This window comes from uncultured Winogradskyella sp., from assembly GCF_937958655.1.
In the GTDB taxonomy this organism is placed as follows: domain Bacteria; phylum Bacteroidota; class Bacteroidia; order Flavobacteriales; family Flavobacteriaceae; genus Winogradskyella.
The window spans coordinates 1-16109 of record NZ_CALGNH010000030.1 but is presented as its reverse complement, the minus strand read 5'-3'; the positions used below and the strand labels follow the sequence as shown (position 1 = coordinate 16109).

The following is a 16109-nucleotide window of genomic DNA, read 5'->3' as shown; positions in this document are numbered from 1 at the left end:
ATTCTTATGTTTTGTTTTATAAGTAGATGTTTACTACTGTTCCATCATACTTTTACTTTTCTTTTCTAAAACACTCGTTTTATTAGGATCAATAACTAATCCTTTTATTTTAAGTGCTACCGTAGGAGTTTCAGCATTAGAGATAACCGTAATTGTTTTGCGTATTGGGTTCACTCTTTTAGTGTCATACTTTACTTCAATCTCACCGGTTTCACCTGGCATAATAGGATCTTTTGGTTTTTTAGGAACCGTACATCCACAGGTAGATTTAACACTAGAAATTATTAAAGGTGCGTTACCTGTATTTGTAAATTCAAAAGTTCTTACACCATCAGCCCCTTTTTCTATAGTGCCGTAGTCAATAACTTCAGTCTTAAATTCAATCTTAGCTGCTTTTTTTTGAGCAGAAATACCAAGACTCATTAAACCTATAAACAAAATTGCTATTACATTTTTCATCATTTTTTATTTAAAATTGATATTCAAAGCTACTTACTTTTTTAATCGCGTCAAAATTAATTAGATGTATTACAATGTATTTAACAGTATTTAAACTTTACGGTAACATTAATCATCCATATAATTTTTCAAAAAAAGAAATATAAGTACTTTTGTTAGTTACTTATCAAAAACAGTACCAAAACATGGAAATCCCATCAAAATATAATGCATTAGCAGTAGAGGCAAAGTGGTATGACTACTGGATGAAAAACAAGTATTTTCAATCCAAGCCAGATCATAGAGAGCCTTATACCATTGTAATTCCTCCGCCGAACGTTACAGGAGTACTACATATGGGACACATGCTTAATAATACCATTCAAGATGTTTTAATACGGAGAGCAAGACTGTTAGGTAAAAATGCCTGTTGGGTACCAGGTACTGACCACGCTTCTATAGCAACCGAAGCAAAAGTGGTTGCTAAATTAAAGGAACAAGGCATAGATAAAAATGACTTGTCTAGAGCTGAGTTTTTAAAACATGCTTGGGATTGGACCGAGGAGTATGGTGTTGTTATCCTAGAGCAATTAAAAAAACTAGGCTGTTCTTGTGATTGGGAAAGAACAAAATTTACGATGGACGATGATATGTCTCAAGCCGTAATAAAAGTATTTGTAGATTTATTTAACAAAGGCCTTATTTATAGAGGCTATCGTATGGTTAATTGGGATCCTGAAGCAAAAACTACACTGTCCGATGAAGAGGTTGAATATATAGAAAAACAAGGAAAACTCTACTATGTAAATTACAAAATAGAAGGCTCAGATGAGACCTTAACAATAGCAACAACACGACCAGAAACCATCTTAGGTGATACCGCTATTTGTATTAATCCACAAGACCCTAGACACACTAACTTAAAGGGTAAAAAAGCGATTGTGCCAATATGTAATCGTGTTATCCCTATTATAGAAGATGATTATGTTGATGTTGAATTTGGGACAGGTTGCTTAAAGGTAACACCTGCACACGATGAAAATGATAAAATCTTGGGAGATAAACATCAGTTAGAAGTCATCGATATTTTTAATGAAGATGCTACGCTAAACAGTTATGGCTTACAATATGAAGGTAAGGATCGCTTTGTAGTTAGAAAAGCCATTGTAAAGGAGCTTGAAACACTTGGTCAAATACAAAAAATTGAAGATTACAATAATCGTGTTGGTATCTCTGAGCGTACAAAAGCCATTATAGAACCACGTCTAAGTGATCAGTGGTTTTTAAAGATGGAAGATTTGGTAAAACCAGCGATTACAGCGGTGCTAAAAGATGGTGATGTTAAACTTTTTCCTAAAAAGTTTGAAAACACCTATCGCCATTGGATGGAAAATATCCGAGATTGGAACATCTCAAGACAATTACTTTGGGGACAGCAAATACCTGCCTATTATTATGGTGATGGTAAAGAAGATTTTGTTGTTGCTGAGACTAGAGAAGCCGCTTATGAATTAGCCAAAAAGAAATTAGCTCTTACATCGAGCGATGTTGATACATCTTTTAAAATAGAAGACTTAAGGCAAGACGCAGATGCACTAGATACATGGTTTAGTTCTTGGCTCTGGCCAATGTCTGTGTTTGATGGTATTCGAAACCCTGAAAACGAAGAAATTAAATACTACTACCCAACCAATGACCTCGTAACAGGTCCAGATATATTATTCTTTTGGGTGGCCAGAATGATTATTGCAGGTTATGAGTATAAGGATGAAAAACCTTTTGAAAACGTTTATCTAACAGGTTTAGTTAGAGATAAGCAACGTCGCAAAATGTCTAAGTCTTTAGGGAACTCTCCTGATGCTCTTAAGTTGATAGAAGAATATGGTGCTGATGGCGTAAGAGTAGGACTTTTATTAAGCTCTGCGGCAGGCAACGACTTGTTGTTTGATGAAGCACTCTGTCAACAAGGAAAACAATTTTCTAATAAAATATGGAATGCCTTTAGGTTGATAAAAGGGTGGGAAATAGATGAAAATATAGAACAACCAAGCTCAAGTAAAATCGCTGTAGAGTGGTGTCAATCTAAATTTCAAGAGGTACTGGTTGACATAGAAGATCACTTTAGTAAGTACAGATTAAGTGATGCCCTAATGGCTATGTATAAGTTAGTGTATGATGATTTTTGTGGATGGTTTTTAGAAATGATAAAACCTGCTTACCAACAACCTATAGACGCTAAAACCTTAAATACTGCAATTGAATTGTTAGAGGATAATTTAAGGATACTGCATCCTTTTATGCCATTTTTAACTGAAGAGATTTGGCAATTAATAAGCCAAAGAACTACCGAGCAGGCACTTATTATCTCAAAATGGCCAAAACCTAAAACGATTAATAAAGATCTTATTGCTGAGTTTGATTTTGCGGCTGAGGTCATCTCTGGTCTAAGAAATATTAGAAAGCAAAAAAACATAGCCAATAAGGATGCTATTGGATTTTCTATTGTAAATAATGAAACTACAAAACCAACCTTTGATGAGGTAATTGTAAAAATGGGAAACCTTAGTAGTTTTAATTACGTATCAGAAGCTGTGGAAGGAGCCTTAACCTACCGCGTAAAATCTAATGAATACTTTATTCCTATGGAAGGTAGTATAGATGTTGAGGCCGAAATTACGAAGCTAACAGAAGAACTCAACTACACAGAAGGTTTTCTTAAATCTGTTCAGAAAAAACTGTCCAACGAACGTTTTGTAAATAACGCTCCAGAACAAGTTGTGGCTTCAGAAAAGAAAAAAGAGGCAGATGCCTTAGCTAAAATAGAAACAATTAAAGCTAGTTTAGTAAGTTTAAATGCATAAGAAATCTAGGGTTATTATTGTTTTAGGCGTAAGCGGTTCTGGCAAATCTACGATTGCAGAAGGATTATCTTTAAGCTTAAATATACCATATTATGATGCAGATGACTTTCACCCAGAAGCTAACATCAAAAAGATGTCTAGTGGTCAATCACTTAACGATAAGGACCGTCAGCCATGGCTAGAGGGATTAGCTCATAATATTTTAGAATGGTCGCGAAAAAACGGTGCTGTATTAGCCTGCTCTGCACTCAAAGAAAAATATCGTACTTTACTTACTTCAAAATGTAAAGAAGCAGTTACTTGGGTCTATTTAAAAGGTGATTATGAGCTCATTAAGTCAAGGATGGAATTAAGACAAGACCATTTTATGTCTTCTCAACTTTTAAAATCTCAATTTGAAGCTTTAGAAGTACCAAATTATGGATTACAAGTTGATATTAGTTTACCACCTCAAGTAATTATTAATTCAGTTTTAGAAAAATTATAACTATGGAGCAGTCTGCCTTTGGTGTTATTGGACTAGGTGTTATGGGCGCAAGTCTAAGCTTAAATATTGCAGATAAAGGATTTTCATTGTCTGTATATAATAGGTTAACACCAGGTGAAGAGCACATGGTGTCTCAGCTTTTAGAGCGTAAAACGGATAAAATGCATATCCAAGGATTTACGGATTTGGAGGCATTTATAGACTCATTACAAAGACCTCGTAAATTATTGATAATGATTAAAGCTGGTAAAGCTTTAGATCAAGTTATAAATATAGTATTACCCTCACTTTCTGAAGGTGATATTATTATAGATGGTGGTAATTCACATTACAGTGATACAAAACGCCGTTGTCAAAATTTGCTAGAACATAAGATTCATTTTTTAGGATGTGGTGTTTCTGGCGGAGAAGAGGGAGCATTGAAAGGACCGTCTTTAATGGTAGGCGGTAATGCAGAAGCTTATCAACAAATTTCTGAAATTTTTGAGTCCATTGCAGGTAAAGATAAGCACGATAAACCTTGCTGTGCTTATGTTAGTAAAGATGGATCTGGGCACTTTGTTAAGATGGTTCATAATGGTATAGAATATGCCGAAATGCAGTTGCTTGCAGAATTATATGCGCTTTTGCGCAATCATTATTCTAACGATAAAATAGCCGAGATATTTAAGGCATGGAATGCTACTGATCTTGGAAGTTATTTGTTAGAAATTACTACAGATATTTTAACTAAAAAAGAAGGGGAAGACTACCTTTTAGATAAAATATTAGACAAAGCAGGTAATAAAGGTACAGGCTCATGGTCCTCTAAAGCAGCTTTAGATTTTGGATCGGTTAATAGTATGATGGCATCTTCAGTATTTGCACGTTATATCTCATCTTATAAGGCCAAGCGTGTAGAGCTCTCAAAATATGTGGTAAGAGAGAAGCAACATAACACTAGTTCTATTAAGGATTTAGAAAACGCTTATCGATTTGCAAGAATTATTAATCACTATCAAGGTTTTGATCTCATAAAAAAAGGAGCGCAAGAAAATGATTGGGATATAGATTGTTCTGAAATTGCTAGAATTTGGACAAATGGCTGCATCATAAGATCTCATTTTATGGAAGCCTCAACGCACTATTTAAAAGCGGATAAAACGTATTTAGATCATGAGGTATTTATAAATTTACTTCAAGAAAGCGAAGGCCAAATTAAAGTGTTATTAAAGAATGCTTTAGACTCTAATGTAAGTGTAAATACATTTTATAATGCTTATGATTATTGGTTGTCGCTCTCAACGGCAAATTTACCAGCCAACTTAATACAGGCACAACGCGATTATTTTGGTGCGCATACGTATCAAAAAATCGGAAGCTCAGAAGACCAATATTTTCATACTAATTGGATAGAATAATGATTGATTTTTCACTTGTAGGAGCTGTTTTATCAGGAGTTGTAGTATTAATAATACTCATCCTTCGCTTTAAAATTCAGGCCTTTGTAGCCTTGTTGATTGCGAGTGTTTTGGTCGGAATTTTGTCGGGATTAAATCCAATGGAAATTATTAAAACCGTACAAGAAGGTATGGGTAGTACCTTAGGCTTTGTAGCTGTAGTTGTTGGTTTGGGTGCTATATTTGGAGCTATTTTAGAGCATTCTGGTGGTGCGGAATCTCTTGCGGTTTTTATGCTTAGTAAGTTTGGAGAGAAGCGATCCTCTTGGGCATTGATGCTTACGGGCTTTATTGTTGCTATCCCGGTTTTTTTTGATGTGGGATTCATTATATTGGTTCCAATGATTTATGCGCTTCAGCGTAAAACAGGCAAATCTCTGCTTTTATATGGTATTCCGCTATTAGCAGGTCTCGCCATAACCCACACTTTTATTCCTCCTACTCCTGGGCCAATTGCAGTAGCAGATATTTTATCAGCAGACTTGGGTTGGGTAATACTATTTGGTATTATAGTTGGGATCCCGACAGCTATTGTTTGTGGGCCAGTATTCGGAAAATTTATAGCTAAACGTATTTTTGTTGAAGCGCCAGAGGTCATTGAAAAGGATACAAAAAACATTAATTATCCACCAGTAGCTGCTATTATTAGTATTATTTCAGTACCAATTGTTTTGATTGTTTGTAACACGGTTATTAATAGTCCATTAGTCACTGAAGGCGCAATACCTAACGAAATAAAGGAGTGGATAAGTATGATTGGCCATCCTTTTACGGCACTGATTGTTGCTAATCTTATTGCATGGTACAGTTTAGGCTTAAGAAGAGGATTTACAAAAACCGAATTACTTAATATTAGCACAAAGTCTCTAGCGCCAGCAGGAGCTATTATTTTAATAACTGGCGCTGGTGGTGTTTTTAAGCAGATACTAGTCAATACTGGTACAGGTGAGATGTTAGCTAATTATTTTGCGGATAAAGGTATTGGCATTATTTTTTTCGGTTTTATGGCGGCTGTTATAATTAGAATTCTTCAAGGATCGGCTACCGTGGCTATGATTACCGCAGCAGGATTAACAGCACCATTAATTTCTCTCAATGCTTCAGAGCCCGAAAAAGCCTTATTGGTAATTGCTATTGCAGCTGGTGCCAGTATTATGTCTCATGTTAATGATAGTGGTTTTTGGCTGGTTGGAAAATACTTAAGGTTAAATGAAAAACAAACGTTTAAGAGTTGGACTATTATGACCAGCCTTTTAGCCTTAACTGGTTTTATTTCGGTGCTATTAATCTCCTTATTTATATAGCTATTTAGATACTGTTGTCCTTTTCATTCATTCTAAAGGCTTTATGTTTTAGTTAAAATTTCATAAAATTTTTAATGTTAACTGCATTAAAAAAGTTAAAGATCTCTAACATTTACAGGCTACGAAAAGCTTTTCAATAAGATATGTTTATATATAATATTAAAAACATATATAAAAATATATGTAAAACTAATATCATCTTTGTATTGTAATTTAATACAGTGTAATTATGATAAAAGTATCGTTAGCAAAAGGTGATGGAATTGGTCCAGAAATTATGAATGCGACTCTTAATATTCTATCAGCTGCAGGAGCTGATTTAGTTTTTGAAGAAATTGAGGTTGGTGAAAAAGTCTATCTCACAGGTAATTCTACAGGGATTTCAGATGAAGCTTGGCAATCTATTAGGAAAAATAAAGTACTTCTTAAGGCACCAATTACAACTCCACAAGGAGGAGGTTATAAAAGCTTGAATGTAACGATGCGTAAAACGCTTGGACTATACTCTAACGTAAGGCCGTGTCGTAGTTTACATCCTTTTGTGACAACGAAACATCCAGATATGGATGTTGTTATCATAAGAGAAAATGAAGAAGACTTGTATGCTGGTATAGAGCACCAACAAACAGATGAGGTTGTACAGTGTTTAAAATTAATAAGCCGTCCTGGATGCGAAAAAATAGTGACCTATGCGTTTGAGTATGCCAAGAAATATGGAAGAAAAAAAGTAACCTGTTTTACCAAAGACAATATTATGAAGCAAACGGACGGTCTGTTTCACCAAGTCTTTGATGAAGTTGCTTCTAGATACCCAGACATCATTAACGAGCATTGGATTGTGGATATAGGTTCTGCTTTATTAGCCGATTCACCTGAGGATTTTGATGTTATTGTAATGCCGAATTTATATGGTGATGTGGTGTCTGATATTGCAGCCCAAATTACAGGCTCTGTTGGTTTGGCGGGTTCCGCAAATATTGGACAAGAATGTGCTATGTTTGAAGCAATTCATGGCTCTGCGCCTGATATTGCTGGAAAAAACACTGCTAATCCTTCAGGATTAATAAATGGTGCTGTAATGATGTTGAATCACATAGGACAAAGCGATGTTGCTGAGAAAATCCAAAATGCATGGTTAAGAACTATAGAAGATGGAGTTCATACCAATGACATTTATGATCCTATTATGAGTACCAAACGTGTTGGAACTAAAGAATTTGCCCAAGCTGTAATCGCCAATTTAGGAAACAGACCAAAACAATTGCCAGAGGTAAGCTTTGAAGATAATACACCGTTAATTTTACCAAAGTATCAAAGAAGACCGTCTAAAGATAAAAAAGTAGTTGGAGTCGATCTGTTTGTGGACTGGAATGGAGATGATGCCAATGAATTAGCTGAAAAACTACAAAAGTTGAATAATGATGAATTGGAACTATCAATGATTACTAACAGAGGTATTAAGGTTTGGCCTAATGGATTTAATGAAACATTTTGTACAGACCACTGGCGTTGTAGATACTCTGTAAAAGAAGAAGGGAAAGAATTGTCTAAGGGAAAAATTGTAGAAATATTACAAGCTGCTATGGATCATGATATAGATGCCATTAAAACAGAGAACTTATATACTTTTGATGGAATAAGAGGCTACTCATTAGGCCAAGGGCAGTAGAAAGTTTTTATAAACTAATATTCCGAAAAGCTATCGTTCAGGACAATTACTGTCAATCAAAACCACTTTTAATTTTGTTAAATAAATATAATTCCAAAATTTTTAAAAAAAGAAAAAGCTATTTTTTACCACTGCAATTCTAACGTTAATTGTTTTTAGTTGCTCAACCGAAGAGAGTTCTGATAAAGAAAAAGAAGAGCCTTATAAAAAAGCTTATAAGATTGACTCAAAAAAATCAATATCAAACACTATTGGTGAAATTGCCAATGAGTATTTTACAATTTCAAATCAAAGAAACAATACTATATATGATATGCATGAAATCTTTGATGAAAAACTGTTTAAAAATTATATCTTGGCATCATTCATCGAGGATTTAAAATTAGAAGGCTCTTTCAAAGTAAAATCAGCTTTAGTGTATTATTCTATGAAGCATTTGGTTGAAAATACGAGTCTCACATTTGTCATTAGAACTATAGAAAATGAAAATGGCGAGAGCATACTTGAAGTTCTAAGCCCAGTTACTGGTGAAATTATCTATTACAATTTAAATAATATTAATGAATCTGAATATTTAAACTTGAGAAAAAAATATTATAATTACAGCCCTAAGATAAACTCAAAAGGTACAACCTGTTTTGAAAATTTTAATGCATGTTTCAACCATATGAACGGAGACGAGAGTAATCCGACAGATGAGATGATATGTGACTGGATTCCCTGTAATACATTTGCGTATGTAGGATGTGTCATTCTTAGGCAAGAAGGATATATTCAAGACAGTGATTGCTTTAAAGGATGTCGAGCATGTGATGTATTTATTGACGACGTAAATTAAATTATTATGAAGCATTTAAACTTATTGTTTGGTATCCTATCTTATATAGTAGCAGGTATATTTTTTCTTTCGAAGCAATATTATCGGACAGGTTATACTGAAAAACATGATTGGCTTAATTATTTTATTTTTCTTTTCATTGGTTTTGGTATTTTCTTTTTTCTGAAATGGATTTATTTGGTCCTCAAAAGTAATAGCCTAAAAAAATAATTAAAGTACTCAGAGTATAGAGTATAATAAAAGAGGTCGTTTATCAGTTGAGCAATATATATTAGTTGCTCTCTGAGATGTAAGTTGTATAACAAAGAAACCATTATGCTTGTAGAAACAGAATTTGTAAATTATTTCATAGGTTGTTACACACTAACTACTCTTTTTCTGTGTATTGTTGTGCTTAGATCACAGAAGCATCTAAAAGATAAAATAGTTTGGTTAGTATTATTGTTGTTTTTACCTGTGTTTGGTGTCTTTTTTTACATAATGTCAAGGACATTTAAAGTGAATGAAATTACTTAAAAGACTTAATTGTAGATTAAAAAATTGCTCTTAAAAGCCTGCTTAATAAGTGGGCTTTTTCATTACCATTCATTAATCTTATTGCTATCTAATTTTATAAAAATAAATAGTAGAATGGTGAAACCCCAAAGCCCAGAACCACCATAGCTAAAAAACGGCAGAGGTATACCAACTGTAGGTATTAAGCCCATAACCATACCTGTATTTATGGTGAAGTGCACAAAAAATATAGAGGCAACTCCATAACCGTAAACGCGACTAAATTGAGATTTTTGTGATTCGGCTAAGTATAATATCCTAATGATTAATACTATAAATAAAAGCACTACAAAGGCACTTCCTAAAAAACCCCATTCCTCACCAACTGTGCTAAAAATATAATCTGTATGCTGTTCTGGTACAAATTTACCAGTAGTCCTTGTCCCTTGTAAAAAGCCTTTCCCTGTCCATCCACCAGAACTTATGGCTTGTTCGGACTGTATGAGATTATAGGCCTCCCGTTTTTTCATAAGCTCTAATTTTGCTGGGTCTTTTTCTAACCGTAGCCAAAGACTTATTCTATTCTGTTGGTGTGGTTTTAAGCCATGCTCATAAAATAATTTAACACTATAGGAAAAGGCAATACATGCTATGAGTACAATGATGTATTGTAGTATATTGGGACGTTTTTTATTTTTAAGAAAGTACCTTGCTACCAATACAACGCTTGTTAATATACCAGCCGCAATAATCCCAAATTTTAAAGCTAAGACTGCTAAAGTAATTACCGAAAGTGCCACTATTAAGTAAACTTGTTGTAAGCCTTCTCTATAAAACACAAAGAAAAATGCCAAATAAACAATAGTACTACCAGCATCATTTTGTAGTAAAATTAATAGCGCAGGGAGAACTATAATAGCAGCAACACGTATTTGATCTTTTAACGTTTGCATATTTGTCTGTAAGTCGCTTATGTATTTAGCAACGGCTAATGCAGTAGCAAATTTTGCGAATTCGCTGGGCTGTATGGTCATGCTACCAATACCATACCAAGAACGTGCACCATTAACATCCTTGCCAAAAATGAATAAACCTAGCAAAGCTAAAATAGCAACCAAATAAATGAGGCTAGCAAAGCGTTCGTAAAACTTAGCTTCAAAAGAGAGGATTAATACTATGAGTACAAATGTTAACCCAATAAAAACAGTCTGCTTTCCGTAGGGTTGACTCATGTCAAAATAACTCGTTATTTCACCGACATGAGATGCAGATAGAATATTAACGTAGCCAAAACCGATTAAGAGCAGAAATAAAATAATCGTAATCCAGTCTAATCTAAAACGTCTTTGGTTTTCTCTCAACATAATTAAGACTTATTAATTTCAGCTTTTATTTTTATATTTTGTTGAAAATCCTTTTCATCAATGGGATCTAATATTGTTTTTCTGTTTATGCCAAAAGGTTCATTAGAAAAAGGTTTTTCATATTCATGCTCTAAAGAATAACGCAGTACAAAGTTTTCCATGTCTGTTCTTGTAATCTCCCCTTTAATGTAATATTCTATCATTAAACTTGCCATTCTACCAGCAAAACGACTTCCGTAATAGCCATTTTCAACAAAAACTGCGATGGCAATTTTAGGATTATCTTTAGGTGCAAAGGCTACAAAAATGGAGTGATCTGTTAATTGGGTCTTTACACTATCTATAATGGCAAAATTTTCGGCAGTACCTGTTTTTCCACAGATTTCAATACCTGGTACTTTTAATCTTTTTGCAGTTCCTTTGTTATACACGTCATGCATGCCTTGTACTACAGGTTCAAAATGACGCTTGTCTATGGTTGTATATTTTGGTGTTGTAAATTTATTGGGTATGGTTTCATCTTCAATAGTTTTAATAATATGAGGGGTGTAATAATACCCTCTATTGCCAATAGCTGCTGCCATATTAGCAAGCTGAATTGGTGTCGCCAAAACTTCACCTTGTCCTATTGCGTTAGATAATGTAAAGGTGGTGTACCATCTATTTTTGCCATAACCTCTATTGTAAGTTTCTGCAGTTGGTACTTTACCTGGTTGACCTACAGAGAGATCATTATTAAGGTAATTGCCAAGTCCAAAGCTCTTTACGTGCTTACTCCAATTGTCCATGCCTTCTGCTGGTGAATCGTATTTATCTATAATTCTTCTATAGACATTTGCAAAATAAGCATTGCAAGATTCATAAATCCCAATATTCATATCAGCAGGACTTCGATGCACGTGGCAACCCATTTTTCTATTGCCATAACGATAGCCTAACGCACAACTAAAGCGATCCTTAGTGGTAACAACGCCTTCTTGTAATCCAACAAGGGCATTAAGTGTTTTAAATGGCGATCCAGGTGGGTACATGGCTTGTAAACCTCTATCAAATAATGGTTTTGCAATACTATCTCTATATAATTTATTGAAATTCTTAGAGCGATCTCTTCCTACTAGTAAATTAGGATTGTAAGACGGGCCAGATACCATGGCTAAAATTTCGCCTGAGCTCGGTTCAATGGCAACGATTCCTCCGCGCTTGTTTTTCATAAGTAATTCACCATAGGCCTGTAATTTAGATTCAATGGTTATGGTAATATCTTTTCCTGGCTTTGGCAAGGTATCATAGATTCCGTCTTTATATGGTCCAATATTTTTATTAAAGCGATCTTTTTGAATAAAGGTAATACCCTTTGTGCCTCTAAGAGTGTTTTCGTACGTTTTCTCAATGCCTTGCTTCCCTATTAAGTCACCAAGTCTGTAATAGGGCTGTTTGGCGATAATACTTTTATTAACTTCTCCAATATCGCCTAATACATTGGCTCCGATGGTGGTTTGGTAAGATCTTAAGGATCGTTTTTGGATGTAAAATCCAGTGTATTTTCTCATTTTTTCTTGTAGTACAGCATAATCACTCTTAGATAATTGTTGTACAAAAGGTGAGGGTAAACGTGGTGAATAATTTTTTGCTTTTTGAAACTTTTTAATGTAATCAGCTTTGGTGATTTTTAGCAGATTGCAGAATTCGTAAAAATCTGTAGAATCTAAGGGTTCCACATCTCTTGGTATGACCATAACATCATAAGAGGGCTGATTGGCAACTAGTAATTTGCCGTTTCTGTCGTAAACATACCCTCTTTTAGGGTAAGTAAACTCTTTTTTAATAGCACTATCCTCAAAAATATTATAGGCAGTACTATTGTATACCTGAAGGTAAAATAAGCGCGCAACAAAGATAAGACCGACTAATATGACCGAAGCTAATAGTAATAATTTTCTCATGTTTTATTACGGCTGAATAGAATGATTATTAACGTACTTAGTATAATGGTGAATATACCAGAAAACAACGTTTTCTTAAGTATTAATATTATGCTTGAGATGTTAAAAATCTCTAGAGAAAATAAAACCAAGTGATGTAGGGTTGTAGCAATAATAATATAGGTAATTAAATTACCTAAGTCGGTTTTGGAGAATTTTATGGTTTGGTGCTCGTAAAGCATCCCAAAAGAATTTTTTAGGGCTAAAGGCCTAGCGTAGGCCAATACTACCGAAGCTGCAGCATGTACGCCACCAGAATCAGAAAACAAATCAATGAGCACACCAAGTAAAAAACTGACAAGTAAAAGTGTTAGTCTGGTATCTCTAATAGGATATAGAAAAATGAAAATAATATAAATGTATGGGTTTATATAGCCCAAAAAATTAATATTATTACAGATGGCTACCTGCACTAATATTAGCACTATAAACCGAATAATATATAGAGCGGTATTATTCATTAGACAATTTTTCTAGAAGTTGTATTTCTTGTTTGTCTAAATTTTCTAAAATATAAACAACACCAATGTTAGACATGTCGTTAAACAATCTCACCTGTATAGTGTAGGTGTCACCACTTATATCTTTATTAAAAGTTTCAATAGTACCAATACCAATGCCTTTAGGAAATATTGTAGACTCTCCACCAGTTTCTATAGTATCACCTATTTTAACTGATGCAAAGGAGGATATATCTTCTAATTGAACAAGGTTTGGTGATTTTGTATCCCATCTTAACGAGCCTCTGTGATTGGTAGATTTTAATTTAGCATTAATTCTACTTTTTTTACTTAAAATAGATAATACTCTGGCGTAGCTGTTAGAGGTATTGTCAACAATACCTACAATACCTTTAGAGGTTATAACCGCGAGATCTCTAGTAATACTATCTTTTTTTCCTTTATTAATGGTAAGGTAATTGTTTGGTAGTGTATAACTGTTTTTATAAACATCTGCAACGGTAACTTTATACCTTAAATTTGAAAAACTAGAATCTACATTTACAGAACTCTTAGAAGATTTTGTATTCAGCACAGTAGATCTTAAGCGTTTATTCTCTTCTGCAAGTATTTGGTTTTGTTCTTTAAGGTTAAAATAACTTCCAATAGAATTTATAGTGCCATAAACACCTCCTGTAAGTCCATTAGCAGAATTAATAAAAACACTTTTATGGTAGGAGTGCGATTGTATGGTTAAGGCTAGCGATATGCCAAAAAGAAATAAAAACAACAGAAAGGTTTTGTTTCGTATAACAAAATTGAAGATTTGTTGCATTATTTACCTTTTATTTAATCAATACGCTTTTGTATTTTGAAAGATTTTTGAGCACAATACCTGTACCTCTAACTACAGCTCTTAGAGGATCTTCTGCAATGTAAACCGGTAAATCTGTTTTTTGGGATAAACGTTTGTCTAAACCTCTAAGCATAGAGCCACCACCTGCTAGATAAATCCCTGTATTGTATATGTCTGCTGCTAATTCTGGTGGAGTTTGAGATAAGGTTTCCATTACTGAGTCTTCAATTCGGAGTATGGACTTATCTAATGCTTTGGCAATTTCACGATAAGAAATGTTGACTTGTTTAGGCTTTCCTGTTAACAAATCACGGCCTTGTACACTCATATCTTCTGGAGGTAAATCTAAATCCTCAGTTGCTGCACCAATTTGTATTTTAATTTTTTCCGCAGTCCTATCGCCAACATACAAGTTATGCTGCGTTCGCATGTAATAAATAATATCGTTTGTAAATACATCTCCCGCAACTTTAACTGATTTGTCGCAAACAATACCTCCAAGTGCAATAACAGCAATTTCAGTTGTTCCACCACCAATATCCACAATCATATTTCCTTTAGGCTGCATTATATCTACTCCAATACCAATCGCAGCTGCCATAGGTTCGTGGATAAGATACACCTCTTTGCCATTAACGCGCTCACAAGATTCTTTTACCGCGCGCATTTCAACTTCTGTAATACCAGATGGTATACAGACTACCATCCTTAGAGCAGGATTAAAAAATTTCTTTTTAAGCGCAGGGATATTCTTAATAAACAAACTTATCATTTGTTCAGAAGCATCAAAATCTGCTATAACACCATCCTTAAGAGGACGAATGGTTTTAATGTTTTCGTGTGTTTTCCCTTGCATCATGTTGGCTTCTTTACCAACGGCAATTATTTTTCCACTAATGCGATCTCTGGCTACTATTGAAGGATTATCAACTACAACTTTATCATTGTGAATGATTAACGTATTAGCGGTTCCTAAATCTATCGCTATTTCTTCAGTTAGGAAATCAAAAAATCCCATGTGTTATTCTAAATAATTAGTTTTCATAAAAATAATGTATAAAAGTAAGAAATCCTAAGTAATAAATGATGGTTAAATAGATTAAGTTCAAGTATTTGAATCATAAAAAAAAATTAAGCTCATCAGTATTTGTTTCTCCTATTATAAGTCGTTGTAAGATAGTACTTTGAAATATTTATTTTTTGTGTTAGCTACCTAACATTTTTTTTGAGTGATGACAATTAATTTTGAAATGTTAAAAAAAAACAAACATAAAAATGAAACAAAAATTACAGTTTAGAAATCTGATTAAAGCTCTCGTAGCTTTATCAGTATTTATTGTAGGTGTGCAGGTGAGTTCAGCTCAAGGAGCGACTTTTACCAGTGTTAATCCTGCAACTGATGTACTAACGATCACAAATACTGGATCGTCGATGGTAAATGTTACTAATTACTGGCTTTGTTTAGGCCCAGGGACTTATGTTAGGGTTGGTACGGTAACTCCAATTAGTGGTAATTATATGTTAATGGCTAATGAATCTATTACCTTATCGTATGATATGACAGAATCAGAAGATGGACTTAGCTTATTCAGCACTAGCAGCTTTAGTTCTTCTGATCCAAATATATTAGTGTCTTTTGTTCAATGGGGAGCTACTAATCAAGCGAGATCATCACAAGCTGTGACTGCTGGTAGATGGGATAACGTAACTAATTTTATTTCAGGGAATGGACCTTACACCACAGTTAATGGTGGTTCTGCTGCTGCTTGGTCAACTTGCGAGGCAGACGCTGCATCTATACAGATCGTAGGTGGAGGCACAGAGGCAACGATATGTGCAAATGATGGAGTAGGTGATCCGATTGATGTAGAGATAGTAGGTATGGGAGTAGGAGCCAACAATGGTTGGGTAATTACCGACCAGGCAACAGGAGAGA

The 16109-nt window shown here is 34.3% G+C and carries 14 protein-coding genes; 8 read left to right on the top strand and 6 right to left on the bottom strand.

Features of this window, described 5'->3' with window-relative positions; translation table 11 throughout:
- Positions 1 to 33: 33 nt before the first annotated feature.
- A complete protein-coding gene (locus tag Q0800_RS06335) occupies positions 34 to 459 on the bottom strand; it encodes a DUF1573 domain-containing protein (RefSeq protein WP_299128403.1) in 426 nt (141 codons plus the stop codon).
- Positions 460 to 644: 185 nt separating this feature from the next.
- Here Q0800_RS06335 and Q0800_RS06330 point away from each other — a divergent pair, with 185 nt between their 5' ends.
- The 7 genes from Q0800_RS06330 (at position 645) to Q0800_RS14165 (ending at position 9552) form a co-directional block, all read left to right on the top strand.
- Positions 645 to 3299 carry a valine--tRNA ligase gene (locus Q0800_RS06330; protein ID WP_299128402.1) on the top strand — a complete coding sequence of 885 codons (2655 nt, stop codon included), beginning with the start codon at positions 645 to 647 and terminating at the stop codon, positions 3297 to 3299.
- Positions 3292 to 3786 (top strand): gluconokinase, encoded by a 495-nt coding sequence (locus Q0800_RS06325; RefSeq protein ID WP_299128401.1) that lies wholly within the window; start codon positions 3292 to 3294, stop codon positions 3784 to 3786. Before Q0800_RS06330 ends, Q0800_RS06325 begins: the two co-directional genes overlap by 8 nt.
- Positions 3787 to 3788: 2 nt before the next feature.
- A complete protein-coding gene (gndA, locus tag Q0800_RS06320) occupies positions 3789 to 5186 on the top strand; it encodes an NADP-dependent phosphogluconate dehydrogenase (protein ID WP_299128400.1) in 1398 nt (465 codons plus the stop codon).
- Complete coding sequence (locus tag Q0800_RS06315) at positions 5186 to 6529, top strand: gluconate:H+ symporter (protein ID WP_299128399.1); 1344 nt, start codon at positions 5186 to 5188, stop codon at positions 6527 to 6529. Before gndA ends, Q0800_RS06315 begins: the two co-directional genes overlap by 1 nt.
- A gap of 229 nt (positions 6530 to 6758) precedes the next feature.
- A complete protein-coding gene (locus Q0800_RS06310) occupies positions 6759 to 8198 on the top strand; it encodes an NADP-dependent isocitrate dehydrogenase (RefSeq protein ID WP_299128398.1) in 1440 nt (479 codons plus the stop codon).
- Between the two features lie 313 nt (positions 8199 to 8511).
- Entirely contained in the window at positions 8512 to 9036 is a 525-nt protein-coding gene (locus tag Q0800_RS06305; protein WP_299128397.1) for a hypothetical protein, read from the top strand.
- A gap of 315 nt (positions 9037 to 9351) precedes the next feature.
- Positions 9352 to 9552, top strand: coding sequence for a PLDc N-terminal domain-containing protein (locus Q0800_RS14165; RefSeq protein WP_366518835.1), 201 nt, complete (start codon positions 9352 to 9354; stop codon positions 9550 to 9552).
- A 62-nt stretch (positions 9553 to 9614) separates the two neighbouring features.
- Here the strand turns inward: Q0800_RS14165 and rodA are convergent, their stop codons facing one another.
- Genes rodA through Q0800_RS06280 form a run of 5 tightly spaced genes read right to left on the bottom strand, consistent with a single transcriptional unit; the run spans position 9615 to position 15191 of the window.
- Entirely contained in the window at positions 9615 to 10895 is a 1281-nt protein-coding gene (rodA, locus tag Q0800_RS06300; RefSeq protein ID WP_299128396.1) for a rod shape-determining protein RodA, read from the bottom strand.
- Between the two features lie 2 nt (positions 10896 to 10897).
- Entirely contained in the window at positions 10898 to 12838 is a 1941-nt protein-coding gene (mrdA, locus tag Q0800_RS06295) for a penicillin-binding protein 2 (protein ID WP_299128395.1), read from the bottom strand.
- Positions 12835 to 13338 (bottom strand): rod shape-determining protein MreD, encoded by a 504-nt coding sequence (mreD, locus tag Q0800_RS06290; protein WP_299128394.1) that lies wholly within the window; start codon positions 13336 to 13338, stop codon positions 12835 to 12837. The genes mrdA and mreD overlap by 4 nt, the downstream gene beginning before the upstream one ends.
- Complete coding sequence (gene mreC, locus Q0800_RS06285) at positions 13331 to 14152, bottom strand: rod shape-determining protein MreC (RefSeq protein ID WP_299128393.1); 822 nt, start codon at positions 14150 to 14152, stop codon at positions 13331 to 13333. Before mreC ends, mreD begins: the two co-directional genes overlap by 8 nt.
- A 10-nt stretch (positions 14153 to 14162) precedes the next feature.
- Positions 14163 to 15191, bottom strand: a complete 1029-nt coding sequence (locus tag Q0800_RS06280; RefSeq protein WP_155088459.1) for a rod shape-determining protein — start codon at positions 15189 to 15191, stop codon at positions 14163 to 14165.
- Positions 15192 to 15448: 257 nt separating this feature from the next.
- Here Q0800_RS06280 and Q0800_RS06275 point away from each other — a divergent pair.
- On the top strand, positions 15449 to 16109 hold a 661-nt coding region (locus tag Q0800_RS06275), incomplete at its 3' end, for a hypothetical protein (RefSeq protein WP_299128392.1).

What these genes read in the sequence shown, in the direction of transcription:
- Q0800_RS06335 (WP_299128403.1), bottom strand. Translation starts at nt 459, where the DNA reads ATGAAAAATGTAATAGCAATTTTGTTTATAGGTTTAATGAGTCTTGGT.
- Q0800_RS06330 (WP_299128402.1), top strand. Translation starts at nt 645, where the DNA reads ATGGAAATCCCATCAAAATATAATGCATTAGCAGTAGAGGCAAAGTGG.
- Q0800_RS06325 (WP_299128401.1), top strand. Translation starts at nt 3,292, where the DNA reads ATGCATAAGAAATCTAGGGTTATTATTGTTTTAGGCGTAAGCGGTTCT.
- gndA (WP_299128400.1), top strand. Translation starts at nt 3,789, where the DNA reads ATGGAGCAGTCTGCCTTTGGTGTTATTGGACTAGGTGTTATGGGCGCA.
- Q0800_RS06315 (WP_299128399.1), top strand. Translation starts at nt 5,186, where the DNA reads ATGATTGATTTTTCACTTGTAGGAGCTGTTTTATCAGGAGTTGTAGTA.
- Q0800_RS06310 (WP_299128398.1), top strand. Translation starts at nt 6,759, where the DNA reads ATGATAAAAGTATCGTTAGCAAAAGGTGATGGAATTGGTCCAGAAATT.
- Q0800_RS06305 (WP_299128397.1), top strand. Translation starts at nt 8,512, where the DNA reads ATGCATGAAATCTTTGATGAAAAACTGTTTAAAAATTATATCTTGGCA.
- Q0800_RS14165 (WP_366518835.1), top strand. Translation starts at nt 9,352, where the DNA reads ATGCTTGTAGAAACAGAATTTGTAAATTATTTCATAGGTTGTTACACA.
- rodA (WP_299128396.1), bottom strand. Translation starts at nt 10,895, where the DNA reads ATGTTGAGAGAAAACCAAAGACGTTTTAGATTAGACTGGATTACGATT.
- mrdA (WP_299128395.1), bottom strand. Translation starts at nt 12,838, where the DNA reads ATGAGAAAATTATTACTATTAGCTTCGGTCATATTAGTCGGTCTTATC.
- mreD (WP_299128394.1), bottom strand. Translation starts at nt 13,338, where the DNA reads ATGAATAATACCGCTCTATATATTATTCGGTTTATAGTGCTAATATTA.
- mreC (WP_299128393.1), bottom strand. Translation starts at nt 14,152, where the DNA reads ATGCAACAAATCTTCAATTTTGTTATACGAAACAAAACCTTTCTGTTG.
- Q0800_RS06280 (WP_155088459.1), bottom strand. Translation starts at nt 15,191, where the DNA reads ATGGGATTTTTTGATTTCCTAACTGAAGAAATAGCGATAGATTTAGGA.